Source organism: Rhizobacter sp. SG703 (assembly GCF_012275445.1).
GTDB lineage: Bacteria > Pseudomonadota > Gammaproteobacteria > Burkholderiales > Burkholderiaceae_C > Rhizobacter.
The window spans coordinates 432,574-454,070 of the sequence record NZ_JAAZQK010000001.1 but is presented as its reverse complement, the minus strand read 5'-3'; the positions used below and the strand labels follow the sequence as shown (position 1 = coordinate 454,070).

24 protein-coding genes and 1 pseudogene are annotated in these 21,497 nt (G+C 69.2%); 13 read left to right on the top strand and 12 right to left on the bottom strand.

The window, feature by feature from the left end:
• The first annotated feature begins 102 nt into the window (after positions 1 to 102).
• Positions 103 to 666 (top strand): TetR/AcrR family transcriptional regulator, encoded by a 564-nt coding sequence (locus FHT26_RS01930; protein WP_210427199.1) that lies wholly within the window; start codon positions 103 to 105, stop codon positions 664 to 666.
• A gap of 94 nt (positions 667 to 760) precedes the next feature.
• Here the strand turns inward: FHT26_RS01930 and FHT26_RS01925 are convergent, their stop codons facing one another.
• Entirely contained in the window at positions 761 to 1,642 is an 882-nt protein-coding gene (locus FHT26_RS01925; RefSeq protein ID WP_168558493.1) for an aldo/keto reductase family oxidoreductase, read from the bottom strand.
• A gap of 93 nt (positions 1,643 to 1,735) precedes the next feature.
• Here FHT26_RS01925 and FHT26_RS01920 point away from each other — a divergent pair, with 93 nt between their 5' ends.
• Complete coding sequence (locus FHT26_RS01920) at positions 1,736 to 2,656, top strand: LysR family transcriptional regulator (protein ID WP_168558492.1); 921 nt, start codon at positions 1,736 to 1,738, stop codon at positions 2,654 to 2,656.
• Between the two features lie 96 nt (positions 2,657 to 2,752).
• Here the strand turns inward: FHT26_RS01920 and FHT26_RS01915 are convergent, their stop codons facing one another.
• From FHT26_RS01915 to FHT26_RS01880, 8 genes are all read right to left on the bottom strand, one after another.
• Complete coding sequence (locus tag FHT26_RS01915) at positions 2,753 to 3,160, bottom strand: VOC family protein (RefSeq protein ID WP_168558491.1); 408 nt, start codon at positions 3,158 to 3,160, stop codon at positions 2,753 to 2,755.
• Positions 3,157 to 3,666, bottom strand: a complete 510-nt coding sequence (locus FHT26_RS01910; protein WP_168558490.1) for a helix-turn-helix transcriptional regulator — start codon at positions 3,664 to 3,666, stop codon at positions 3,157 to 3,159. Before FHT26_RS01910 ends, FHT26_RS01915 begins: the two co-directional genes overlap by 4 nt.
• A gap of 64 nt (positions 3,667 to 3,730) precedes the next feature.
• Positions 3,731 to 4,318, bottom strand: coding sequence for a hypothetical protein (locus FHT26_RS01905; protein ID WP_168558489.1), 588 nt, complete (start codon positions 4,316 to 4,318; stop codon positions 3,731 to 3,733).
• The gene (locus tag FHT26_RS01900) at positions 4,315 to 4,974 is read right to left on the bottom strand and encodes an SCO family protein (RefSeq protein WP_168558488.1); all 660 of its coding nucleotides are present in this window, start codon (positions 4,972 to 4,974) and stop codon (positions 4,315 to 4,317) included. The genes FHT26_RS01905 and FHT26_RS01900 overlap by 4 nt, the downstream gene beginning before the upstream one ends.
• Positions 4,975 to 4,989: 15 nt before the next feature.
• On the bottom strand, positions 4,990 to 5,433 hold the full coding sequence (locus FHT26_RS01895; protein WP_168558487.1) for a group III truncated hemoglobin: 444 nt from the start codon (positions 5,431 to 5,433) through the stop codon (positions 4,990 to 4,992).
• A complete protein-coding gene (locus FHT26_RS01890) occupies positions 5,426 to 6,016 on the bottom strand; it encodes a c-type cytochrome (protein ID WP_168558486.1) in 591 nt (196 codons plus the stop codon). Before FHT26_RS01890 ends, FHT26_RS01895 begins: the two co-directional genes overlap by 8 nt.
• 14 nt (positions 6,017 to 6,030) lie before the next feature.
• Positions 6,031 to 6,639 carry a cbb3-type cytochrome c oxidase subunit II gene (locus FHT26_RS01885; protein ID WP_168558485.1) on the bottom strand — a complete coding sequence of 203 codons (609 nt, stop codon included), beginning with the start codon at positions 6,637 to 6,639 and terminating at the stop codon, positions 6,031 to 6,033.
• Between the two features lie 31 nt (positions 6,640 to 6,670).
• Positions 6,671 to 8,275: a cbb3-type cytochrome c oxidase subunit I gene (locus FHT26_RS01880; RefSeq protein ID WP_168558484.1), complete on the bottom strand. Its 1,605-nt coding sequence runs from the start codon at positions 8,273 to 8,275 to the stop codon at positions 6,671 to 6,673.
• A gap of 203 nt (positions 8,276 to 8,478) precedes the next feature.
• Here FHT26_RS01880 and FHT26_RS01875 point away from each other — a divergent pair, with 203 nt between their 5' ends.
• Positions 8,479 to 8,976, top strand: coding sequence for an Rrf2 family transcriptional regulator (locus FHT26_RS01875; protein ID WP_168558483.1), 498 nt, complete (start codon positions 8,479 to 8,481; stop codon positions 8,974 to 8,976).
• Between the two features lie 9 nt (positions 8,977 to 8,985).
• On the opposite strand, the pseudogene FHT26_RS01870 reads toward FHT26_RS01875, so the two are convergent.
• Positions 8,986 to 9,231 (bottom strand): annotated as a pseudogene (locus FHT26_RS01870) (thioredoxin domain-containing protein); the annotation flags it as partial.
• Positions 9,232 to 9,293: 62 nt separating this feature from the next.
• Between FHT26_RS01870 and FHT26_RS01865 the strand changes: the two are divergent.
• From FHT26_RS01865 to FHT26_RS01855, 3 genes are all read left to right on the top strand, one after another.
• Positions 9,294 to 9,815, top strand: a complete 522-nt coding sequence (locus FHT26_RS01865; RefSeq protein WP_168558159.1) for a hypothetical protein — start codon at positions 9,294 to 9,296, stop codon at positions 9,813 to 9,815.
• A gap of 104 nt (positions 9,816 to 9,919) precedes the next feature.
• Complete coding sequence (locus FHT26_RS01860; RefSeq protein WP_168558482.1) at positions 9,920 to 10,267, top strand: H-NS histone family protein; 348 nt, start codon at positions 9,920 to 9,922, stop codon at positions 10,265 to 10,267.
• A 17-nt stretch (positions 10,268 to 10,284) separates the two neighbouring features.
• Positions 10,285 to 10,674, top strand: a complete 390-nt coding sequence (locus FHT26_RS01855) for a nuclear transport factor 2 family protein (protein WP_168558481.1) — start codon at positions 10,285 to 10,287, stop codon at positions 10,672 to 10,674.
• Between the two features lie 55 nt (positions 10,675 to 10,729).
• Here the strand turns inward: FHT26_RS01855 and murI are convergent, their stop codons facing one another.
• Complete coding sequence (gene murI, locus FHT26_RS01850; RefSeq protein ID WP_168558480.1) at positions 10,730 to 11,545, bottom strand: glutamate racemase; 816 nt, start codon at positions 11,543 to 11,545, stop codon at positions 10,730 to 10,732.
• Positions 11,546 to 11,745: 200 nt separating this feature from the next.
• On the opposite strand from murI, the gene FHT26_RS01845 reads away from it, so the two are divergent.
• The 6 genes from FHT26_RS01845 to mgrA all read left to right on the top strand — a co-directional run bounded on the left by FHT26_RS01845 (position 11,746) and on the right by mgrA (position 18,012).
• The gene (locus FHT26_RS01845; protein WP_168558479.1) at positions 11,746 to 12,495 is read left to right on the top strand and encodes an electron transfer flavoprotein subunit beta/FixA family protein; all 750 of its coding nucleotides are present in this window, start codon (positions 11,746 to 11,748) and stop codon (positions 12,493 to 12,495) included.
• Positions 12,496 to 12,640: 145 nt separating this feature from the next.
• Positions 12,641 to 13,573, top strand: a complete 933-nt coding sequence (locus tag FHT26_RS01840) for an electron transfer flavoprotein subunit alpha/FixB family protein (protein WP_168558478.1) — start codon at positions 12,641 to 12,643, stop codon at positions 13,571 to 13,573.
• Between the two features lie 88 nt (positions 13,574 to 13,661).
• Entirely contained in the window at positions 13,662 to 15,455 is a 1,794-nt protein-coding gene (locus FHT26_RS01835) for an acyl-CoA dehydrogenase (RefSeq protein ID WP_168558477.1), read from the top strand.
• Positions 15,456 to 15,489: 34 nt separating this feature from the next.
• On the top strand, positions 15,490 to 16,443 hold the full coding sequence (locus FHT26_RS01830) for an NAD(P)H-dependent flavin oxidoreductase (RefSeq protein WP_168558476.1): 954 nt from the start codon (positions 15,490 to 15,492) through the stop codon (positions 16,441 to 16,443).
• A 98-nt stretch (positions 16,444 to 16,541) separates the two neighbouring features.
• The gene (locus FHT26_RS01825) at positions 16,542 to 16,955 is read left to right on the top strand and encodes a cupin domain-containing protein (protein ID WP_246867663.1); all 414 of its coding nucleotides are present in this window, start codon (positions 16,542 to 16,544) and stop codon (positions 16,953 to 16,955) included.
• Positions 16,956 to 16,968: 13 nt separating this feature from the next.
• Positions 16,969 to 18,012 (top strand): L-glyceraldehyde 3-phosphate reductase, encoded by a 1,044-nt coding sequence (gene mgrA / locus FHT26_RS01820; RefSeq protein WP_168558475.1) that lies wholly within the window; start codon positions 16,969 to 16,971, stop codon positions 18,010 to 18,012.
• Positions 18,013 to 18,026: 14 nt separating this feature from the next.
• On the opposite strand, the gene FHT26_RS01815 is transcribed toward mgrA, so the two are convergent.
• Positions 18,027 to 18,353 carry a hypothetical protein gene (locus FHT26_RS01815; RefSeq protein ID WP_168558474.1) on the bottom strand — a complete coding sequence of 109 codons (327 nt, stop codon included), beginning with the start codon at positions 18,351 to 18,353 and terminating at the stop codon, positions 18,027 to 18,029.
• Between the two features lie 243 nt (positions 18,354 to 18,596).
• On the opposite strand from FHT26_RS01815, the gene FHT26_RS01810 reads away from it, so the two are divergent.
• A complete protein-coding gene (locus tag FHT26_RS01810; protein ID WP_168558691.1) occupies positions 18,597 to 21,455 on the top strand; it encodes a 2-oxoglutarate dehydrogenase E1 component in 2,859 nt (952 codons plus the stop codon).
• Positions 21,456 to 21,497 lie beyond the last annotated feature (42 nt).

Sequence of the window (21,497 nt, the reverse complement as noted above, 5' to 3'; positions counted from 1 at the left end):
GGTTAACTACCTATCGGTCGATAGGTAGGCGCCGCACTGTAGGCGAGGCGAGCCCGGTCCGTCAATCTGATCTACTGATAGATAGTGTGATAAAGTGCGTCGATGAGCACAGACACGCGCGCAGAGATCATGCTGGCCGCCCGCGCCGCGGTTCAGTCCCACGGCTACAACGCCCTGAGTTTTCGCGAACTCGCGAAAGAGGTCGGCATCAAGAGCGCGAGCGTGCATTACCACTTCCCGACCAAGGGCGACCTGGCGGCGGCGCTCGCGAGCCAGTACACCGACGAGGCCGCGGCGTTCTTCGACGCGTTGCGCGAATCGACGCAGGACCACGCGCAGCGCATGGCCGCCTACACCGCGGTCTTCCGCAGGGCGCTCGAGAACGACAACCGGATGTGCCTGTGCGGCATCCTGGCCGCTGAATACGACGACCTGCCGGCGCAGGTGCGCGGGGAGGTCGACCGCTTCATCGCGGTGAACACCCGCTGGCTGGTCGAGGTGCTGGCCGAGCGCCAGCCGCGGCTGAAGGCGAAGGCGCTGGAAGCGCAGGCGCTGGCGGTGCTCGCGGCCATCGAAGGGGCGCAGCTGATGGCCCGCGGGCGCGAGGACCTGAAAGCCTTCGACCAGGTCATCGCGGCCTACACCGCCGCGGGACTGTTCGGCTGAAGCGGGCGCTGGTGCGCCCGAGCCGGGCCTGCAAGCCGCGTTGCCGATCCTGCTGCGCGGCGTGTCGCCGACAGAGGGACCGGCGGCTGCCCGGCTAGCGCGGCGAAGCCCCGCCCGCGATCCGGTCCAGCGTCGCGACCGCGTCGCCCGGCAGGCGCAGCTCGGCCGCCGCCAGGTTCTCGCGCAGGTGCCCGAGCGACGACGTGCCGGGGATCAGCAGCAGGTTCGGCGCGCGTTGCAGCAGCCACGCGAGCGCCACCTGCATCGGCGTTGCGCCGAGCGCGTTCGCCACCTCGGACAGCGCCGTCGACTGCAGTGGGCTGAAGCCGCCGAGCGGGAAGAACGGCACGTAGGCGGTGCCGTGCCGCGCCAGCTCGTCGACCAGCGCGTCGTCGTCGCGGTGCGCGAGGTTGTACAGGTTCTGCACGCAGGCGATCGCGCAGATCTTCCGGCCGTCGGCCACCTGGGTCGGCGTCACGTTGCTCAGGCCGATGTGGCGCACCAGGCCCCGCTGCTGCAATTCGGCCAGCGCGCTGAGCGGCTCCTCGAGCGAGCCCTCGGCCGGCCCGTGCACGTCGAGCATGCTGCGCAGGTTGACGACCTCCAGCACATCGAGGCCGAGGTGGCGCAGGTTGTCGTGCACCGCCTGCGTCAGCTGCTGGCGCGAGAGGGCCGGGTTCCACGAGCCGTCGTCGCCGCGCAGCGCGCCGACCTTGGTGACGATGACCAGGTCGTCGCGGTACGGGTGCAGCGCCTCGCGGATGATCTGGTTGGTGATGTGCGGGCCGTAGAAGTCGCTGGTGTCGATGTGGTTCACGCCGCTGTCCACCGCGGCGCGCAGCACCGCGACCGCGCCGGCACGGTCCTTCGGCGGACCGAAGACGCCCTTGCCGGCGAGCTGCATCGCGCCGTAGCCCAAGCGGTTGACGGCACGTGTGCCGAGCTTGAAGTTGCCTGCCTTGCCGAGGTCGATCATGGGAGTTTCCTTTCGTGAGGCTGTGAATCTATCGACCCTCGACTCGAACGATAAGATGGCTCTATCGGCACAGGCTGTACGGAATCTCGAACAATGGCGGTCGACCTGGGTGATCTCACGGCCTTGCTGGCCGTTGCGCGGGCAGGGGGGTTCCGCGACGCGGCGCGCGCCACCGGCAGCAGTGCGTCGAGCCTCAGCGAGGCCGTGCGCCGGCTCGAAACCCGGCTCGGCGTGCGGCTGCTGCACCGCACCACCCGCAGCGTGGCGCCCACCGAAGCCGGCGCGCGGCTGATCGATCGGCTGGGACCGGCGCTGGTCGAGGTCGAAGCGTCGCTCGACGTGGTCAACGGCTTTCGCGACCGGCCGGCCGGCACGCTGCGGCTCAACGTGCCGATCAGCGCGGTGCGGCTGGTGCTGCCGCGCATCGTGCCGGCGTTCCTCGCGGCCTACCCCGACATCCGCCTCGACATCGTGGCCGAAGACAGCTTCGTCGACGTGCTCGCGGCCGGTTGCGATGCCGGCATCCGTTACGACGAGCGGCTCGAGCAGGACATGATCGCGGTGCCGATCGGCCCGCGGGTGCAGCGCTTCGCGGCGGCGGCATCGCCGGCGTACCTCGACCGCCGCGGCCGCCCCGAGCATCCGCGCGAGCTGCTGGCCCACGCCTGCCTGCGCGGCCGCTTCAGCAGCGGCTCGATGCCGCCGTGGGAGTTCGAGCGCGACGGCGAGCTGCTGAAGGTCGACCCCACCGGTCCGCTGATCGTGCGCCTCGGCGCGGCCACCGACCTGGCGGTCGATGCCGCGGTGGCCGGCACCGGCGTGATCTACCTGTTCGAGGACTGGCTGCGGCCGGCGCTCGACAGCGGCGCGCTCGAACCGGTGCTGCAGCCGTGGTGGCCGTCGTTCACCGGCCCGTTCCTCTACTACCCGAGCCGGCGCTACCTGCCGGCGCCGCTGCGCGCGTTCGTCGATTTCATCGGCGCGAAGCGGCCGGAGGCCGCCGCGGTTCTCTGACATCGGGCCTCATTTCAAGTGGGACACGATGCTTGCGTTCGACGCCTACGCGCCGCGCGCCCATGTCTGCCAGGTGCTGGCCAGGCCCGACGGCCATCAGCCGCGCGACTGGATCATCTTCCAGCCATTCCCCGACGGATCGCGGAAGCCGGCATCCACCGTGCCGTAGCGCTCGATCGGCTCCTGCGTGAACTCCACGCCGCGGGCCAGCATGCGCTCGCAGGCGGCACGGCAATCGGCCACCTTCAGCACCAGCGGCGGCATGCCGCCCTTCGCGACGATGGCGCGCAGCGCCTGCGCGGTCTCGGCGTCGAGCGCCGGCGCGCCCGGCACGCTCAGCCCGAGCTGGAACGACGGCTGCTCCGGGTGCTGCACCGTCAGCCAGCGGTAGTCGCCGTTGCGCACGTCGGTGTGCACGCGGAACCCGAGCTTGTCGACATAGAACGCGAGCGCCTCGTCCTGGTCTCGCACGTACAGGCCCACCACTTCGATACCTTGGGTCATGGAGCTTCCTTTTTCGGGGAACGGTTGATGTGGGTGCCGTTTATAGCGGCCGCCTCCAGGCGCCGCTTCTCCGAAACTGCGGTCGCCAGGTCGGGCCGGTGCGCCGCGCTGAGCACGCAGGCCGGCACGCGGCCGGGGTCCTGCGCCGCGGCCCGGGTGCGGGCGCGCAGCGCGCTCGGGCTGTCGCCGGTGACGTCGCGGAAGGTGCGCCCGAAGGTGCCCAGGCTCTCCCAGCCGGTCTGGAACGCGATCTCGGTGATCGGCAGTTCGGTCTCGCGCAGCAGCGCGGTCGCCCGCTCGATGCGCCGCGTCAGCAGGTAGCGGTGCGGCGGCGTCCCGAAGGCCTGCTTGAACGAGCGCGCGAAATGCGCCTCGGAGACCCCGCTGACCCGTGCCAGCCGCTCGACCGGCCAGGCCTCGTGCGACGCGGCATCCATGCGGTCCTTGGCGCGCAGCAGTCGCCTCAGCAGCTCGGGGTCCTGGGAAGGCGGCAACTGATGGCTCATGCGGCGGCATTGTCGCCGCGGGCAGGGTGTCGGGCCGGCTGGACGGGCTCGGGTCGTCCGACCTTCACGCGGTTCGCGATGCGGCGTCGGGCGCCTCGGCGGGTTCATCGATCGCCAGGTGCACCGCCAGCGCACCGAGCAGCAGCGCCAGGCCGAGCAGCCCGGTGCCGGCCCACGCCTGCTGGTCGACCAGGTAGTTCACGCAGAGGCGGTTCTCGCTCTCGCGGTACAGCAGGCCGGCGGTCGCCATCATCCACGCGAGATTGAACAGCACGAAGAGCCGCAGCTCGCGGCGCCAGCGGCAGACGGCACGCGCCAGCGCGGCACCGGCGGCGAGCCAGTTCAGGGCCTTCGCGAAGGCGACCCACGGGCTCAGCAGCGCCAGGTCGAGCGCCACCGGCAGCATCCAGAAGCTGGCGGTGACCAGCATCAGCAGCGCGCTCGACAGGCCTTCGACATCCCAGCGCGAACCTGCATTCGCCGCGCGTGGCCACAGCGAGGCCGCAGCCCAGCCGGTCGCGAACAGCAGCGGAAACTCGACCAGCATGTGCAGCGCCATGCTCGCTTCCAGCAGGTGGCGCAGCGGTGGCGCCAGCAGCACCGGCAGCGCGATCGCGGGCAGCGCGAGCCCGGCCCGCCGTGGCAGCGTCATCGCGCCGCCCCGGCCAGGCGCTGCGCCGCGGCGAGCGCCTGCGGCCAGGCGTCGTAGTCGAAGATCCCGCGCACCCGGCCTTCGCCGTCGAGCAGGTGGATCGCGCCGTTGTGCACGTAGCCGCCGACGCCGTCCGGCACCGCGACCACGCCCAGCTCGCCGAGCAGGCGCTGCGAGTCGTCCACCGCCGGCACCGCGATCCACCACTGCGCCGGCGCGGCATGGTGCAGCTTCGCGTACGAGGCCAGCGCCGGCACGTCGTCGTGCGCCACGTCGAACGACAGCGACAGCAGCCGCACGCCGCCGCTCACGTGCGGGCGGGCCAGTTCGTCCTGCATGCGCTGGTACTCCGAGCCCAGCGCCTGGCACACGCCCGGGCAGCGGGTGTAGATGAAGTCGACCAGCAATGCGCGCGGCGCATCGGCATGCGGCCACAGTGCGCGCCGGCTGCCGTCGCTCAAGGTCGCGGCGAGCGGCGAGGCCTGCAGCAGCCCCTGCTGCGCCTGCGCCCGCCGCAGCGATTCGAAGGTCCACAACTCGAAGCCGTGGCTGATGCGCGCGACCGCGCCGATGAACAAGGCCAGCAGCGCGCCGCAACACAGCAGCGTCGGCCACAGCGGGCGACGCGTCGCGTGGGGCAGGGGGGTGTCGCGCATCGAACGCATCACCTGTCAGGGCGCGACCCACGCGTCCGGCTCATGGCCGATGGCCACGCCGTCGCGCATCACGAACTTCGGGAACTCGCCGAAGAAGCCGTGGAACAGGTTGCGGCCGATGCCGTGCGCGGTGCGCTGGAATTCTTCGGCGACCTCTCTTGAGAACAGCCGGTCGGTGTGGCGGTGCCACAGCGTGATCCAGCGAAGGAAGTGTTCCTGTCGCACGCCGTCGATCGCCATGTGCTTGCCGTACACATTGCCGCGGAAGCTGCGCGAGCCGAGCATCACCGTGCTCCAGAACTCGACCATGCGCTGCAGGTGCACGCTCCAGTCGTCGCCGATGACCGCGCCGAACACCGGGGCGAGCAGCTCGTCGCTGCGCACGTCGCGATAGAACTCGTGCACCAGCGTTTCGACCTGGGCGCGGTCAAGCGCTTTTTGATGGACAGGCTCAGTCATGCGGGGGAAGCTCCTTGTCGCCCGTGAAGCTCTCGCTGCGGGCCTTCGTCTGTTCACGCACCTGGGCCACGGTGGCGGCGGTGATCGCCGTCGCGCTGTTGCCCCACTGGCTGCGCACATGGCTCAGCACCGCGGCGATCTGCTCGTCGCCCAGCTGGGCCTTGAAGGCGGGCATCGCGCCGTTGTAGACCGTGCCCTTCACCGTCACCGGGCCGGTGATGCCGTGCAGCACGATCGCGGCGGCCGTCGTGTCCTTGCCGGCCACCCATTCGCTGCCGGCCAGCGGCGGGAACACGCCGGGCAGGCCCAGACCGGTCGGCTGGTGGCAGGCGGCGCACAGCGACGCATAGAGCGCGCCGCCATCCACCGCGGCGCCGGCGGTCTTGACCTCGCCTTCGAGCTCGGCGCGGCTGCGGCCGTCGCCCCAGGCCGACGGCGTGTCGACGTGGGCGCAGGCGATGTAGACGACGCCGAAGCCGACCAGCAGCGCCACCAGGATCAGCAGCGGCCACGGGATCGGTTTGCGCTCCTCGTGCGGGTCAGGGTTCTCGCGTCGTTGTGGGGGTGGCGTGTTCGAGTCCATGGCTGTCCTCCTCGTCAGCGGGTCGTGGCGGAGGCCGCGGGTGCAGGCGCCGCCAGCACCGGGTAGCTGCGGTCCAGCGATTTCAGGTAGGCGACCAGGTCGAGCGCTTCCCTGCTCGCGATCACCGCCTTGCCGCCGGGCGCGTAGCCGGCCGGCACGCGCACCTCGACATCGCCGGGCTCGGGTTCGTCCTTCAGCTCGAACATGAACGGGTAGCTCGGCATGATGCTGCCGCGCACGTAGGCGCGCGGCTGGAACAGGTGCCCCAGGTGCCACTGGTCGCTCGGCTGGCGCACGCCGATGTTCATCAGGTCGGGGCCGGTGCGCATCGTGCCGAGCAGGTGCGGCGCGTCGTAGGCGTAGTCGCCGGCCACCGTCGCGCGGCCCCAGCCGCGCTGGAAGTCGGGTGCGAACTCGCGGGCCCGCGGCTGCTGCGAATGGCAGTAGACGCAGCCGTTGCGGATGTATTCCTCGCGGCCGCGCAGCTGGGCGCTGGTGTAGGGCTTCAGGCCGGCGACCGGCGGTGCGTCGCGCACCGTCATGTACGGGATCACGACCAGCGCGCTGGTCGCGATGCCCAGCATGGTCATGCCACCGGCGAGCAGGCTGACTTCGTTCTTCATGGCGTTGTCCGTTGAGGTGCTGCAGAGGGCATCAGGCGATTTCCAGGCGGGCCGGCGCGTCGCGCTGCGGCGACCGGTCCATCAGCAGCCGCACGAAATGCAGCACGAACACCAGGTGGCCGGCCACCATCAGCGCGCCGCCGATGCTGCGGCCCTTCAGGTAGGGCAGCGTCAGCGCCACCGATTCCATGAACGGCCGGCTCGCGTCGAGCATCGCCTTGCCCTGCAGCCAGCCGCCGATGCTCAGCGACACGAAGTACACCGTGATGCCGATCGCCGACAGCCAGAAGTGCGCCGCGATCAGCGGCGGCGACGGCCATTCCTTTGCGGTGATGCGCGGCACGATGAAGTAGATCGCGCCGAAGAACACCATCGTCACGAAGCCGTAGAGCCCGAGGTGGGCATGCGCCACCGTGTAGTGCGTGAAGTGCGTGACGACGTTGACGCTGCGCAGCGCCTCGTACGATCCCTGGATCGAGCTGGCGGTGTACATCAGCCCGCCGAAGCCGATGAAGCGCAGCGTGGGCGACCGGCGCAGCGCCTGCAGGTGGCCCTTCAGCGTCTGGTGCTGGTTGACGGTGAAGGCCACCACCGGCACCACCATCATCACGCTCTGCACGATCGACAGCGTGACCATCCAGCCCGGCACCGGCCCGCCGATCAGGTGGTGGCCGCCGACCTGGCCGTAGAAGAACGCCAGGCCCCAGAAACCCAGCAGCGACAGGTTGTACGACTGCACCGGCCGGCCGATGATCTTCGGCAGGAAGTAGTACACCGACGCCAGCGCGAGCGGCGTGTAGAACAGGCCCAGCACGTTGTGGCCGAACCACCAGTTCATCGTCGCCTGCTCGACGCCATGGTGCAGGCCGGGAACGTTGGCGACGAAGAACAGCACCGGGAACCAGAACAACGCGCAGCCCATGTACCAGACCGAGACGTACAGGTGGTCGACGCGGCGGCGCAGCAGCGTCAGCACCAGCGGCACGCCGACCAGCGCGCCGCCGGCGACGAACAGCATGTCGATCTGCCACGGGATCTCCAGCCATTCGAGGCCGTCGCTGACGCCCACCGCGATGCTGCCGAGCCCGGCGATCAGCGCGGCGTTCCACAGTGCCGCGCCGAGGAAGGCGTAGCGCGCGCCGACCAGCTCGGTCTTCAAGAGGCGCGGGATCACGAACAGCGCGATGCCCAGGCCCGCCATCGGCGCCCAGCCATAGGCCACCGCGTTCAGGTGGATGGTGCGGATGCGGCCGAACGTCAGCCAGGCCTGCGACACCAGCCAATCAGGCTCGTGCAGCTTGATCGACGCGGTGAGGCCGGCGGCCGACGCGACCAGCAGCCAGGCGAACGCGCAGCAGAAAAAGAAGAACACCAGCGGCGCGGTCGACGCATCGGCCCTCACGCGGTCGGCGAGCTCGGGCAGCGCCGTGCCGGCGGGGGGGGCCTGGCCGATGCCGGCGCGCTGCGCGGCGCTGATCGACGGGTCTTCGGGCGAGCCGATCTCGCCCGGCGCGAAGATCACTTCGGCGCCGCGGGCGTTCTGGTCGAGCAGGCCGCTGCGCTGGCTCCAGACGAAGACCAGCAGCGCGACGACCGACAGGACGAAAGCCGACAACAGGATGGCGACGGTGCTCATGGGAAGTTCCTCGGAGGTGGGGTGCGCATCAGCGGTCCGGGTCATCGGAACGAGGGGCGTCGGGCATGGACATGTTGCGTGCTTATTGATGCATTAGAAATGCATCTTAAAGCCGGCGATCCGCGGCTGGCAAGCTTGGAAGGTATGCCACTTTGTCCCACCCCTAAAGTAGACTGCAGCGTGCTTGTTTGCTGGAGCGTACCGTGCGCCTGACCGTCTACACCGACTACACGCTGCGCGTGATGATGTACCTCGCGGTGGCGTGGCCGACGGGTCGCGTCTCGACCATCGACGAGATCGCTGGCGCCTACGACATCTCGCGCAACCACCTGACCAAGATCGTCCACGAGTTGGGGCTGAACGGCTTCATCGCGACGACGCGCGGCCGCGCCGGCGGTGCGATGCTGGCGCGGGCGCCGGACGAGATCTCGATCGGCGACATCGTGCGCATGGCCGAGAAGGACTTCGCGGTGGTGGCGTGCCACGACACGTCGGTGGCGCACGGCTGCCGGATCTTCGCGGCCTGCAACCTGAAGCGCGGGCTGGCGCGCGCGGTCGATGCCTTCATGGCCGAGCTCGACGCGATGACGCTGCAGGATGCGATCACCGTGCCGACGGTGGCGGCCGGGCTGCTGGGCCTGACGCCGCGCGAGCAGCCGATCAAGATCGCCCGCTCGCCGCGCCGAAGGGTGGCGGGTTGATCTCGCGCGTCAGCCCGGCTGCCTTGTGACGCGCAGGTAGGGCTTCGCTGCCTTCCAGCCGGCCGGGAACATCGCTTTCGCGTCTTCGTCGCTGACCGACGGCACGATGATCACGTCGTCGCCCGGCTTCCAGTTCACCGGCGTGGCGACCTTGTGCTTCGCGGTCAGCTGCATCGAATCGAGCACGCGCAGGATCTCGTCGAAGTTGCGGCCGGTCGTCATCGGGTAGGTCAGCATCAGCTTGATGCGCTTGTCCCGGGGGGCGCCTGCGGGGCGACCTGCAGGCCTTGCTGGCCTGCCGCGAGCAGGAGCTTGCGATGTCGCGCGAACTCGGCTGGGGCGACATGGCGCAGGCGGCCGAGAGCAACGTCTGCGCGGCGCTGGTCGCGTTGGGCCGCCCTGCCGAGGCGGCAGCGCGTGGCCAAGCGCTGCTGCAACGCATCGATGCGGACGGTGGCGACACCAACGGCAACCTGCCGTGGGCATTGAACGTGCTGATCGAAGCGCGGGTGTTGCTGGGCCAGTCGGCCGAGGCCCGGGCGCTGGTGCCCCGTTCGCTGGCGGCGGGGCGTCGCTTCGGCACGACGGTGCCTTGGCAGGGCGTGCTGTTGCTGCTGCTGGACCTGCAGCGATTCGAGGCCGCCGGTCGACTGGTCGGGCATGTGAGCCGCTTGTGGACCTTGCGCGGTGCGTCGCCCGATCGCGATGAACGGGCCCGGCTGGCGCAGGCGGAAGAAGCGGTGCGGGAGCGCTTGGGCGCTGAGGGGGCTGCCGCTCTGGCGGCAGAGGGGCGGGGACTCGGCGACGATGCCGCCGCGGCGCTCGCGGAGGGGCGCTGACATGGCGGCGCCTGAAAGCTCCAGGGGGCCAATCTCAAAAAACGACCAATCGGCACATAGACTATCGGTCTTCGCATTTTCCGATCCACGTCAGGACCACCGAGATGACCGAACTGAAGGGTATGTCGTACGCCGAGCTGCGCGCTCTGCTGGAAGAAACCGAAGCGGCGCTCAAATCCAAGCGCACCGAGGAACTGAAGGTCCTGGCCGACGGCTATGCCAAGAAGCTGCAGATGGGCGGCTTCAACATCGCCGAAGGCATCGAAGCGCTGAAGCCCTACCTGCCCGCGAAGGCCGCGAAGGCGCCGTCGGCCCCGGGCGACGAGCGCAAGGCCAAGTATGCGAACCCGGCCGACCCGACCCAGACCTGGGTCGGGCTGGGCAAGCCGCCGCAGTGGTTCCGCGACCAGATCGCGAACGGCCGTGCCCGCGAGGACATGCAGATTCCCTGACCCTCCGCGAGGAAGCCATGAGCATCGACACGCTGGCGGTCTGGCACGAACTCGTCGCCACGCGCAATGCGAAGGGCCTGGGAGCGCTGCTCTCGGACCAGGTCGTCTTCCACTCGCCGGTGGTGCACACGCCGCAGGTCGGCAAGGCCGTCACGGCCCAGTACCTCGGCGCGGCGTTCCACGTGTTCTTCAACGAGAGCTTCAAGTACGTCCGCGAGGTCGTCGGCCCGCGTGACGCGGTGCTGGAGTTCCAGGTCGAGATCGACGGCATCGCCGTCAACGGCGTCGACATGCTGACGTGGGACGACGCCGGCCGGATCGTCGACTTCAAGGTGCTGATCCGGCCGTTGAAGGCGATCAACCTGATCCACCAGAAGATGGCAGCCATGCTGCAAGCCCGGCCGTAGCGGCGCAGGCGTCGGAGCGGGCCTGCGCGCAATTGATCGCTTGGTCCTGCGTTGATCAGACGTCAGCAGCGCTGACCTCGCAGCGGAACGCCAGCCAGCCGGCGGCCACCCGCTGCTGCGCGGCCACGTCGCCGGTCGTCTCCAGCATCACCACGTCGGCGGCCGCGGGCGCCGCGCCGCTGGCCTGCCACAGCTGCGCCGCGCGCCGGGCCACCGCATCGCCGGTGTCGATGAGCTGCACCTGTGCTCCCATCGCCGCGGCGATCAGGTGCCGCACGAACGGGTAGTGCGTGCAGCCGAGCACGACAGTGTCGACCCCCGCGTCGCGCAGCGGCGCGCAGCAGCGCTCGACCAGCGCCCGCAGCTCCGGCGTGTCGAGCGCGCCGCGTTCGATCAGGTCGGCGAGGCCCGGGCAGGGCTGGGCCACGATGTGCACCGCATCGCCTTGCCGTGCCAGCAACTGCCGGAATTTCTCGCTGCGCAAGGTGCCGGTGGTGGCGAGCACGCCGATGCGGCCGTTGCGGCTTGCCGCCACCGCCGGCTTCAGCCCGGGCTCGACGCCGACGATCGGCAATGCCGGCCAGCGCTCGCGCAGGCGGGCGACCGCTGCGGCCGTCGCGGTGTTGCACGCGACCACCAGCAGCGTCGCGCCATGCGCCACCAGGTGCTGCGCGATGCGCTGCGAGCGCTCGACGATGAAGGCCTCGCTGCGGTCGCCGTACGGCGCATTCGCCGAATCGGCCAGGTAGCGCAGCGGCGCCTGCGGCAATTGCCGGCGCAGCGCCTGCAGCACCGACAGGCCGCCGAGCCCCGAATCGAACACGCCGATGCAGGCGACGGCAGGGGTCTCGGCAGCGTGGGGCTCGGGCATGGCGGCGCAGTCTAGCAACGCATTCGACGCGAACGTCTCGCAGGCGACGCCGAAACCGCCCCGACCTGTGCGAGAATCAAAAAAGCACGATCGTTCTATTTCGATGCCGCAGCAGGGTCTCCCCCGCTGCCGCGCGCGGGGTGTCCGAGGCCCGGCCACTAGAATCGATCAACCCTTTCAGAGTCATCAGGAGCGTGCGAATGAAGGTATTGGTCGCGGTCAAGCGCGTTGTGGACTACAACGTCAAGGTGCGGATCAAGAGCGATGGCAGCGGCGTGGACATCGCCAACGTCAAGATGAGCATGAACCCGTTCGACGAGATCGCCGTCGAAGAAGCGGTCCGCTTGAAGGAGAAGGGCGCGGTGACCGAGGTCATCGCCGTCTCGCTCGGCGTCACGCAGTGCCAGGAGACGCTGCGCACCGCGATGGCGATCGGCGCCGATCGCGCGATCCTGGTCGAGACCACCGAAGAGCTGCAGCCGCTGGCGGTGGCCAAGCTGCTGAAGGCGCTGGTCGACAAGGAGCAGCCGGGGCTGGTGATCCTCGGCAAGCAGGCGATCGACGACGACTGCAACCAGACCGGGCAGATGCTGGCCGCGCTGGCCGACCTGCCGCAGGCCACGTTCGCGAGCAAGGTCGAGATCGCCGATGGCGCCGCGACCGTCACGCGCGAGGTCGATGGCGGCCTCGAGACGCTGAAGGTCACGCTGCCGGCGGTCGTCACCACCGACCTGCGCCTCAATGAGCCGCGCTACGTGACGCTGCCCAACATCATGAAGGCGAAGAAGAAGACGCTCGAGGTGCTGAAGCCGTCCGACCTGGGTGTCGACGTGACGTCGCGCCTGAAGACGCTGAAGGTGAGCGAGCCGCCGAAGCGCAGCGCCGGCATCAAGGTGGCCGACGTGGCCACGCTCGTCTCCAAGCTCAAGACCGAAGCCAAGGTGATCTGAAGGTGATGGCACCCACCCCCGGAGGCGCTTCGCGCCACCCCCTCGAGGGGGCGCCGCCAGTGGCCCGGCAAAGCCGGTTCCACGGCGTCCGCTGGGTTTCTTCCGATTCGTGCGGCCTGCATGCCGCCCAAGACATGGAATTGACATGACAACACTCGTAGTGGCTGAACACGACAACGCCTCGATCAAGGGCGCCACCCTCAACACCGTGACCGCGGCTGCCCAGTGCGGCGGCGAGGTGCACGTGCTCGTCGCCGGCAGCAATGCCGCCGGCGCCGCGCAGGCCGCCGCGCAGATTGCCGGCGTCACCAAGGTGCTGCACGCCGACGGCGTGCAGTTCGCGCACGGCCTGGCCGAGAACGTCGCGGCGCAGGTGCTGGCCGTGGCCTCCGCCTACAGCCACATCCTGTTCCCCGCCACCGCGAGCGGCAAGAACATCGCGCCGCGCGTGGCGGCCAAGCTCGACGTCGCGCAGGTCAGCGACATCACCAAGATCGACAGCCCCGACACCTTCGAGCGCCCGATCTACGCCGGCAACGCGATCGCCACGGTGCAGAGCAGCGACAAGGTCAAGGTGCTGACCGTGCGCACGACCGGCTTCGACCCGGCCGCCGCGAGCGGCGGTTCGGCCGCGGTCGAGAGCACGACGGCGGCGGCCGACAACGGCAAGAGCAGCTTCGTCGGCGCCGAGATCGCGAAGAACGACCGCCCCGAGCTGACCGCCGCGAAGATCATCGTCTCGGGCGGCCGCGCGCTCGGCTCCAGCGACAAGTTCAACGAGGTGCTGACGCCGCTGGCCGACAAGCTCGGTGCCGCGCTGGGCGCGAGCCGCGCCGCTGTGGATGCCGGCTACGCGCCGAACGACTGGCAGGTCGGCCAGACCGGCAAGATCGTCGCGCCGCAGCTGTACATCGCCGCCGGCATCTCCGGCGCGATCCAGCACCTGGCCGGCATGAAGGATTCGAAGGTGATCGTCGCGATCAACAAGGACCCCGAGGCGCCGATCTTCAGCGTGGCCGACTACGGCCTCGAGGCCGACCTGTTCACTGCCGTGCCGGAGCTGGTCAAGGCCTTGTAAGCCGGCCGCCGCCGCGTCGCCAGCCCGTTCGCTCGACACGCGCGGCAACGGGCTTTTTCATGCCCGGACAAGACAAGGAGACAACACGATGAGCTATGTCGCACCCGTCAAGGACATGCTGTTCTGCATGAAGGAACTCGCCGGCCTCGAAGCCGTCGCGCAACTGCCCGGCTTCGAGGACGCCGGGCTGGAGACGGCGCAGGCGGTGCTCGAGGAATGCGCGCGCTTCAACCAGGAGGTGCTCGCGCCGCTGAACTTCGAGGGCGACAGGAACCCGTCGTCGTGGAAGGACGGCCAGGTCACGACGACGCCGGGCTTCAAGCAGGCCTTCCGCCAGTTCGCCGAGGGCGGCTGGCAGGGGCTGCAGCACCCGTCCGATTTCGGCGGGCAGAACCTGCCGAAGACCATCGGCGCGGCCTGCATCGAGATGATCAACAGCGCCAACATGAGCTTCGCGCTGTGCCCGCTGCTGACCGATGGCGCGATCGAGGCGCTGCTGACCGCCGGCACGCCCGGGCAGCAGGCGCTGTTCCTGCCGAAGATGATCTCCGGCGAGTGGACCGGCACGATGAACCTGACCGAGCCGCAGGCCGGCTCCGACCTCGCGCTGGTGCGCACCCGCGCCGAGCCGCAGCCGGACGGCACGTACAGGATCTTCGGCACCAAGATCTTCATCACCTACGGCGAGCACGACATGGCGGGCAACATCGTCCACCTGGTGCTGGCACGCGTGGCCGGCGCGCCCGAGGGCGTGAAGGGCATCAGCCTGTTCCTGGTGCCGAAGTTCCTGGTCAACGACGACGGCTCGCTGGGCGCGCGCAACGATGCGCACTGCGTCAGCATCGAGCACAAGCTGGGCATCAAGGCCAGCCCGACCGCGGTGCTGCAGTTCGGCGACCACGGTGGGGCCGTCGGGCAACTCATCGGCCAGGAGAACCGCGGCCTGGAGTACATGTTCATCATGATGAACGCCGCGCGCTATGCGGTCGGCATGCAGGGCATCGCGGTGGCCGAGCGGGCCTACCAGAAGGCCGTGGCCTATGCGAAGGACCGCGTGCAGTCGCGCCCGGTCGACGGCTCGGTGGCCGGCAGCGCCAGCATCATCCATCACCCCGACGTGCGGCGCATGCTGATGACGATGCGCGCGCTGACCGAAGGCTGCCGTGCGATGGCGCTGACGGCCGCCGCGGCCTACGACGCCGCGCATGCGCACCCGGATGCCGAGGTGCGCAAGCAGAACCAGGCCTTCTACGAGTTCATGGTGCCGCTGGTGAAGGGCTTCAGCACCGAGATGAGCCTGGAGGTGACCAGCCTGGGCGTGCAGGTGCACGGCGGCATGGGCTTCATCGAGGAGACCGGCGCGGCGCAGTACTACCGCGACGCGAAGATCCTGACCATCTACGAAGGCACGACCGCGATCCAGGCGAACGACCTGGTCGGCCGCAAGACTGCGCGCGACGGCGGCCAGACCGCGAAGGCGATCGCCGCGCAGATCGAGAAGACCGAGGCCGAACTCGCCACCCGCGACAGCGTGGCCGCCCGCGCGGTGCGCAAGCACCTGGCCGCGGCCCGCGAGGCCTTCGTGCAGGTGGTCGATTTCGTCGCCGGCTCGACCAAGGCGCATCCGAACGCGGTGTTCGCCGGCTCGGTGCCGTACCTGATGCTGGCCGGCAACCTGATGGCCGGCTGGCAGCTCGCGCGTGCATTGCTGGTGGCCGAGACGCAGCTGAAGGCGGGCGAGGGCGATGCGGGCTTCCTGAACGCCAAGTCGTCGACCGCGCGCTTCTACGCCGAGCATCTCCTGAGCCGCGTGCCCGGCCAGCGCGACGCGATCCTCGAGGGTGCCGACAGCGTGATGGCGCTGCCGATGGACGCGTTCTGATCGCCCACGACCCCCAGACCACCGGAGACCTGCCTTGTCGCTTCCGCCCGTTCTGCAGAACCTGCCGCTGCCGGTGATCGGCTCGCCGCTGTTCATCATCAGCAACCCGAAGCTCGTGATCGAGCAGTGCAAGGCCGGCGTCGTCGGCGCGATGCCGGCGCTCAATGCGCGCCCGGCCGAGCTGCTCGACGACTGGCTGGCCGAGATCACCGAGACGCTCGCCGCGCACGACCGCGCGCACCCCGAGCGGCCGGCCGCGCCGTTCGCGATCAACCAGATCGTGCACAAGAGCAACGACCGGCTCGAGCACGACATGGCGCTGTGCGCGAAGTACAAGGTGCCGGTCGTCATCACCTCGCTCGGCGCGCGCACCGACGTCAACGACGCGGTGCATGCCTGGGGCGGCATCGTGCTGCACGACGTCATCAACAACTTCTTCGCGAAGAAGGCGATCGAGAAGGGCGCTGACGGCCTGGTCGCGGTGGCGGCCGGTGCCGGCGGCCATGCCGGCGTGAAGAGCCCGTTCGCGCTGGTGCAGGAGATCCGCGCCTGGTTCGACGGGCCGTTGGCGCTGAGCGGCTCGATCGCGAGCGGCGACGCGATCCTCGCGGCGCAGGCGATGGGCGCCGACCTGGCCTACATCGGCTCGGCCTTCATCGCGACCGACGAGGCGCGCGCGAGCGACGACTACAAGCAGATGATCGTCGGTAGCAGCAGCGACGACATCGTCTACAGCAACCTCTTCACCGGCGTGCACGGCAACTACCTGAAGGGCTCGATCGTGAAGGCCGGGCTCGACCCCGACAACCTGCCGGAGAGCGACCCGAGCAAGATGAATTTCGGCGGCGATGCGCGCAAGGCCTGGAAGGACATCTGGGGCTGCGGGCAGGGCATCGGCGCGATCGACAAGGTGCTGCCGGCGCGTGCGCTGGTGGAGCGGTTGCATGGCGAGTACGAGGCGGCGCGACGCCGGTTGTCCGTCGCCTGACCGACTGGCGGCCTTAGCCCTGCCGTCGGCCCCGATTGACGCTCCCGCGAGCCGCGCGCACAGTGCCGCGGCGCATGTCGCGCGAGGAGACCGACACCATGAAGACTTCCCGGCTGACGCTGACGCTGTCGGGTGCGCTGTTGTTCGCACTCGGCCTGACCACCGGCCTGACGGCCCAGACGCTGACCGATTCGCCGCAGCGCGCCGAGCAGAAGCGCACCGACCTGAGCGGCACGCCCGACATGGAGGTGATCGCGTCGATCGTCGAGCTGAAGCCGGGGCAGAGCAGCAACCTGCATGTGCACCACGGCGTCGAGGCCTTCCACGTGCTGCAGGGCGCGATGGTGCAGGCGCCGGGCAAGGAGGCGTCGATGATGCCCACCGGCCTGACCGGCCTGAACCTGCGCGACGTGCAGCACGGCAGCTTCAAGGTGGTCGGCGACATGCCCCTGAAATTGTTCACCGTGCACATCGTCGACAAGAATGCGCCGCTGTACGACTTCGTCAAATGACATCCGGGGAACCATGACCTACGCCGCCGCGCCCGACCGCTACCAGGGCATGACCTACCGCCGCTGCGGGCGCAGCGGCTTGCAGCTGCCGGCGCTGTCGCTCGGCCTGTGGCACAACTTCGGCGACGCGACGCCGCTCGCCGAACAGCGGGCGCTGCTGCGCACCGCCTTCGACCTGGGCATCACCCACTTCGACCTTGCCAACAATTACGGCCCGCCGTACGGCAGCGCCGAGAGCAACTTCGGCCGCCTGCTGCGCGAGGACTTCAAGCCCTACCGCGACGAGCTGGTGATCTCCACCAAGGCCGGCTACGACATGTGGCCGGGCCCGTACGGGCAGGGCGGCGGCTCGCGCAAATACGTGCTCGCGAGCCTCGACCAGAGCCTGCGGCGCATGGGACTCGACTACGTCGACATCTTCTATTCGCACCGCTTCGACGCCGCGACGCCGCTCGAGGAAACCGCGTCGGCGCTCGCCACCGCGGTGCAGTCGGGGCGCGCGCTGTACGTCGGCATCTCGTCGTACTCGGCCGCCAGGACCGCCGAGATGGCGAAACTGCTGCGCGAACGCGGCGTGCCGCTGCTGATCCACCAGCCGTCGTACAGCCTGCTGAACCGCTGGATCGAAGGCGGGCTGCTCGCCACGCTCGACGCCGAAGGCGCCGGCTGCATCGCCTTCAGTGCGCTGGCCCAGGGACTGCTGACCGACAAGTACCTGAACGGCATCCCGGCCGATGCGCGCATCAACAAGCCGGGTGGCGGCTCGATGAAGGCGGAGCACCTGTCGGAAGCCAACCTGGAGCGGGTGCGCGGGCTGCGGGCGATCGCGCAGCAGCGCGGGCAGTCGCTCGCGCAGATGGCGCTGGCCTGGGTGCTGCGCGACCCGCGCGTGACGACCGCGCTGATCGGCGCGAGCCGGCCCGAGCAGCTGCGCGAGAACGTCGCGGCGCTGGCGCGGCTCGATTTCAGCGCGCAGGAGCTGGCCGAGATCGACCGGCATGCGCAGGACGGCGGGCTGGACCTGTGGGACCGCTCCAGCCGCGACGAGGCGTTCTGAGGTCGCGACGCCGTTCAGCGATGCGGTCCGACCTCGCGCGGTTCGACCACATAGTCGCAATCGCAACCCTGGCCGGCGGCGATCAGCCGCGTTGCCAGTCGCGTGGCCGCGCGGCGAAGCCAGGCCGGCCCGCGCAAGCCGCGCGCCCGCAGCAGCACGCCGCAGCGGTAACCGCCCTGTACCTCCCACACCAGCGCTGCACAGGCCCCGTGTCGGCGCCGGCTGACCAGCACGCCGACCGGGCAAGGTTCGCTCGCGCAGCACACGCCGCAGCCGTTGCAGGGCTGGCCGAGCGGCGGCTTGGGCGGCGCGGCGGGGTGGATTTCGATGGTGCGGCGCATGTCGGGCGGATGAATCCACCAAAGGAGTCGGGCGATTGTCGTCCGCACGAAACACGCCGATCCCACGAGGTGGACCGCAGAATTCCAACGGTGTTACAGTCCCGGCCGTGACTTCAGGTCCTTCCCGTCCCCTTGCTGGTTGAGCAGTCAAGGCGGGTCGCAATCCGCCAGTCGGTCTAGCCGTGTCGCGGAAGGTTTGTTAACCCACTACAGCGCTGGAAACCAGTGCGAAAGGTGAGCGAAATGATGCAGGAATACAGGTCGAACTCGTACCTGTTCGGGGGCAATGCGCCCTATGTCGAAGAGATGTACGAGGCTTACCTCGACAACCCGGGCTCCGTGCCCGACAACTGGCGCGCCTATTTCGACGCCCTCCAGCACGTTCCTGCCGCCGACGGTTCGTCGGCCGCCGACGTACCGCATGCACCGGTCGTCGAATCATTCGCTCAACGCGCCAAGGCCAACGCCTTCGGCAACAAGGCCAGCAGCGCCGACCTCGCGGTCGCCCGCAAGCAGGTCCACGTCCAGTCGCTGATCGCCGCCTACCGCGTGCTCGGCGCCCGCTGGGCCGACCTCGACCCGCTGAAGCGTGTCGAGCGCCCGAAGATCCCCGAACTGGAACCGGCGTTCTACGACCTGAGCGAGTCCGACATGGACATCACGTTCAGCGCGACGAACACCTACTTCAGCACGTCCGAGCAGATGACGCTGCGCCAGATCGTGCAGGCGCTGCGCGAAACGTATTGCGGCTCGATCGGCGCCGAGTACATGCACATCACCGACCAGCCTGAAAAGCGCTGGTGGCAGCAACGCCTCGAAGCCATCCGCTCGAAGCCGAACTTCACGGCCGAGCAGAAGAAGCAGATCCTGAACCGCCTGACGGCCTCCGAAGGCCTGGAGCGCTACCTGCACACGAAGTACGTCGGCCAGAAGCGCTTCTCGCTCGAAGGCGGCGAAAGCTTCATCGCGTCGATGGACGAGCTGGTGCAGCGTGCCGGCGAGAAGGGCGTGCAGGAGATCGTGATCGGCATGGCCCACCGCGGCCGCCTGAACGTGCTGGTCAACACGCTGGGCAAGATGCCCAAGGACCTGTTCGCCGAGTTCGACCACACCGCGCCCGAGAACCTGCCCTCGGGCGACGTGAAGTACCACCAGGGCTTCTCGAGCGACGTCACCACCGACGGCGGCCCGGTCCACCTGAGCCTGTCGTTCAACCCGTCGCACCTGGAGATCGTCAACCCGGTCGTCGAAGGTTCGGTGAAGGCCCGCCTCGACCGCCGCGGCGACAAGGAAGGCGACACCGTGCTGCCGGTGCTGGTGCACGGCGACGCGGCCTTCGCCGGCCAGGGCGTCGTGATGGAAACGCTGGCGCTCGCGCAGACGCGCGGCTACTACACCGGCGGCACCGTCCACATCGTCATCAACAACCAGATCGGCTTCACGACCAGCGACCCGCGCGACACCCGCTCGACGCTGTACTGCACCGACGTGGTCAAGATGATCGAGGCGCCGGTGCTGCACGTGAACGGCGACGACCCCGAAGCGGTCGTGCTGTGCACGCAGCTCGCGCTCGACTACCGCCAGGAGTTCAACAAGGACGTGGTGGTCGACATCGTCTGCTTCCGCAAGCTCGGCCACAACGAGCAGGACACGCCGGCGCTGACGCAGCCGCTGATGTACAAGAAGATCGCGCAGCACCCGGGCACCCGCAAGCTGTACGGCGACAAGCTGGTGGCGCAGGGCGTGCTGCCGGCCGACGGCCCGGACGCGATGGTCAAGGAATTCCGCGCCGCGATGGACGCCGGCAAGCACACCATCGACCCGGTGCTGACCAACTACAAGAGCAAGTACGCGGTCGACTGGTCGCCGTACCTGAACAAGAAGTGGACCGATTCGGCCGACACCGCGCTGCCGCTGGCCGAGGTCAAGCGCCTGGCCGAGCGCATCACGACGGTGCCGGCGAACTTCAAGCCGCACCCGCTGGTCGAGAAGGTGCTGGCCGACCGCGCCGCGATGGGCCGCGGCGACATCAACATGGACTGGGGCATGGGCGAGCACCTCGCCTTCGCATCGCTGGTCGCGAGCGGCTACCCGATCCGCCTGTCCGGCGAAGACAGCGGCCGCGGCACCTTCACGCACCGCCATGCGGTGCTGCACGACCAGAACCGCGAGAAGTGGGACGAAGGCACCTGGACGCCGCTGCAGCACGTGGCCGACAACCAGGCCCCGTTCGTCGTGATCGACTCGCTTCTGTCCGAAGAAGCCGTGCTCGGCTTCGAATACGGCTACGCCAGCGCCGACCCGAACACGCTGACCATCTGGGAAGCGCAGTTCGGCGACTTCGTCAACGGCGCGCAGGTGGTGATCGACCAGTTCATCGCGTCCGGCGAGGTCAAGTGGGGCCGCGCCAACGGCCTGACGCTGATGCTGCCGCACGGCTACGAAGGGCAGGGCCCGGAGCATTCGTCGGCACGCCTGGAGCGCTTCATGCAGCTGGCCGCCGACAACAACATGCAGATCGTGCAGCCGACCTCGGCCAGCCAGATCTTCCATGTGCTGCGCCGCCAGATGGTGCGCATGTTCCGCAAGCCGCTGGTGATCATGACGCCGAAGTCGCTGCTGCGGAACAAGGACGCCACGTCGCCGCTCGTCGAGTTCACGAAGGGCGAGTTCAAGACGGTGATCCCCGAGGCGAGCGCCGAGATCCCGGCCGACAAGGTCAAGCGCATCGTCGCGTGTTCCGGCAAGGTCTACTACGACCTGGTGAAGGCCCGGGCCGAGAAGAAGGCCACCGACGTGGCGATCATCCGCGTCGAGCAGCTCTATCCGTTCCCGCACAAGGCCTTCGCGGCCGAGGTGAAGAAGTACGCCAACGCGACCGAGATCGTCTGGTGCCAGGACGAGCCGCAGAACCAGGGCGCCTGGTTCTTCGTGCAGCACTACATCCACGAGAACATGGTCGACGGCCAGCGGCTGGGCTATGCGGGTCGCCCCGCGTCGGCTTCGCCGGCGGTGGGTTATGCGCACCTGCACCAGGAGCAGCAGAAGGCGCTGCTCGACCAGGCCTTCGCCAAGCTCAAGGGCTTCGTCCTCACCAAATAAGCAAGTCGTGGTGCAGCCTGCCGGCCCGGTGGCCGGCGCGGC

Coding starts and splice junctions, on each gene's coding strand:
- FHT26_RS01915 (WP_168558491.1), bottom strand. CDS start 3,160: ATGACCCAAGGTATCGAAGTGGTGGGCCTGTACGTGCGAGACCAGGAC.
- FHT26_RS01815 (WP_168558474.1), bottom strand. CDS start 18,353: ATGCGCCGCACCATCGAAATCCACCCCGCCGCGCCGCCCAAGCCGCCG.
- FHT26_RS01880 (WP_168558484.1), bottom strand. CDS start 8,275: ATGAGCACCGTCGCCATCCTGTTGTCGGCTTTCGTCCTGTCGGTCGTC.
- mgrA (WP_168558475.1), top strand. CDS start 16,969: ATGACCTACGCCGCCGCGCCCGACCGCTACCAGGGCATGACCTACCGC.
- FHT26_RS01890 (WP_168558486.1), bottom strand. CDS start 6,016: ATGGACTCGAACACGCCACCCCCACAACGACGCGAGAACCCTGACCCG.
- FHT26_RS01895 (WP_168558487.1), bottom strand. CDS start 5,433: ATGACTGAGCCTGTCCATCAAAAAGCGCTTGACCGCGCCCAGGTCGAA.
- FHT26_RS01910 (WP_168558490.1), bottom strand. CDS start 3,666: ATGAGCCATCAGTTGCCGCCTTCCCAGGACCCCGAGCTGCTGAGGCGA.
- FHT26_RS01925 (WP_168558493.1), bottom strand. CDS start 1,642: ATGATCGACCTCGGCAAGGCAGGCAACTTCAAGCTCGGCACACGTGCC.
- FHT26_RS01825 (WP_246867663.1), top strand. CDS start 16,542: ATGAAGACTTCCCGGCTGACGCTGACGCTGTCGGGTGCGCTGTTGTTC.
- FHT26_RS01840 (WP_168558478.1), top strand. CDS start 12,641: ATGACAACACTCGTAGTGGCTGAACACGACAACGCCTCGATCAAGGGC.
- FHT26_RS01855 (WP_168558481.1), top strand. CDS start 10,285: ATGAGCATCGACACGCTGGCGGTCTGGCACGAACTCGTCGCCACGCGC.
- FHT26_RS01865 (WP_168558159.1), top strand. CDS start 9,294: ATGTCGCGCGAACTCGGCTGGGGCGACATGGCGCAGGCGGCCGAGAGC.
- FHT26_RS01835 (WP_168558477.1), top strand. CDS start 13,662: ATGAGCTATGTCGCACCCGTCAAGGACATGCTGTTCTGCATGAAGGAA.
- FHT26_RS01930 (WP_210427199.1), top strand. CDS start 103: ATGAGCACAGACACGCGCGCAGAGATCATGCTGGCCGCCCGCGCCGCG.
- FHT26_RS01845 (WP_168558479.1), top strand. CDS start 11,746: ATGAAGGTATTGGTCGCGGTCAAGCGCGTTGTGGACTACAACGTCAAG.
- FHT26_RS01905 (WP_168558489.1), bottom strand. CDS start 4,318: ATGACGCTGCCACGGCGGGCCGGGCTCGCGCTGCCCGCGATCGCGCTG.
- FHT26_RS01900 (WP_168558488.1), bottom strand. CDS start 4,974: ATGCGCGACACCCCCCTGCCCCACGCGACGCGTCGCCCGCTGTGGCCG.
- FHT26_RS01920 (WP_168558492.1), top strand. CDS start 1,736: ATGGCGGTCGACCTGGGTGATCTCACGGCCTTGCTGGCCGTTGCGCGG.
- murI (WP_168558480.1), bottom strand. CDS start 11,545: ATGCCCGAGCCCCACGCTGCCGAGACCCCTGCCGTCGCCTGCATCGGC.
- FHT26_RS01810 (WP_168558691.1), top strand. CDS start 18,597: ATGATGCAGGAATACAGGTCGAACTCGTACCTGTTCGGGGGCAATGCG.
- FHT26_RS01885 (WP_168558485.1), bottom strand. CDS start 6,639: ATGAAGAACGAAGTCAGCCTGCTCGCCGGTGGCATGACCATGCTGGGC.
- FHT26_RS01860 (WP_168558482.1), top strand. CDS start 9,920: ATGACCGAACTGAAGGGTATGTCGTACGCCGAGCTGCGCGCTCTGCTG.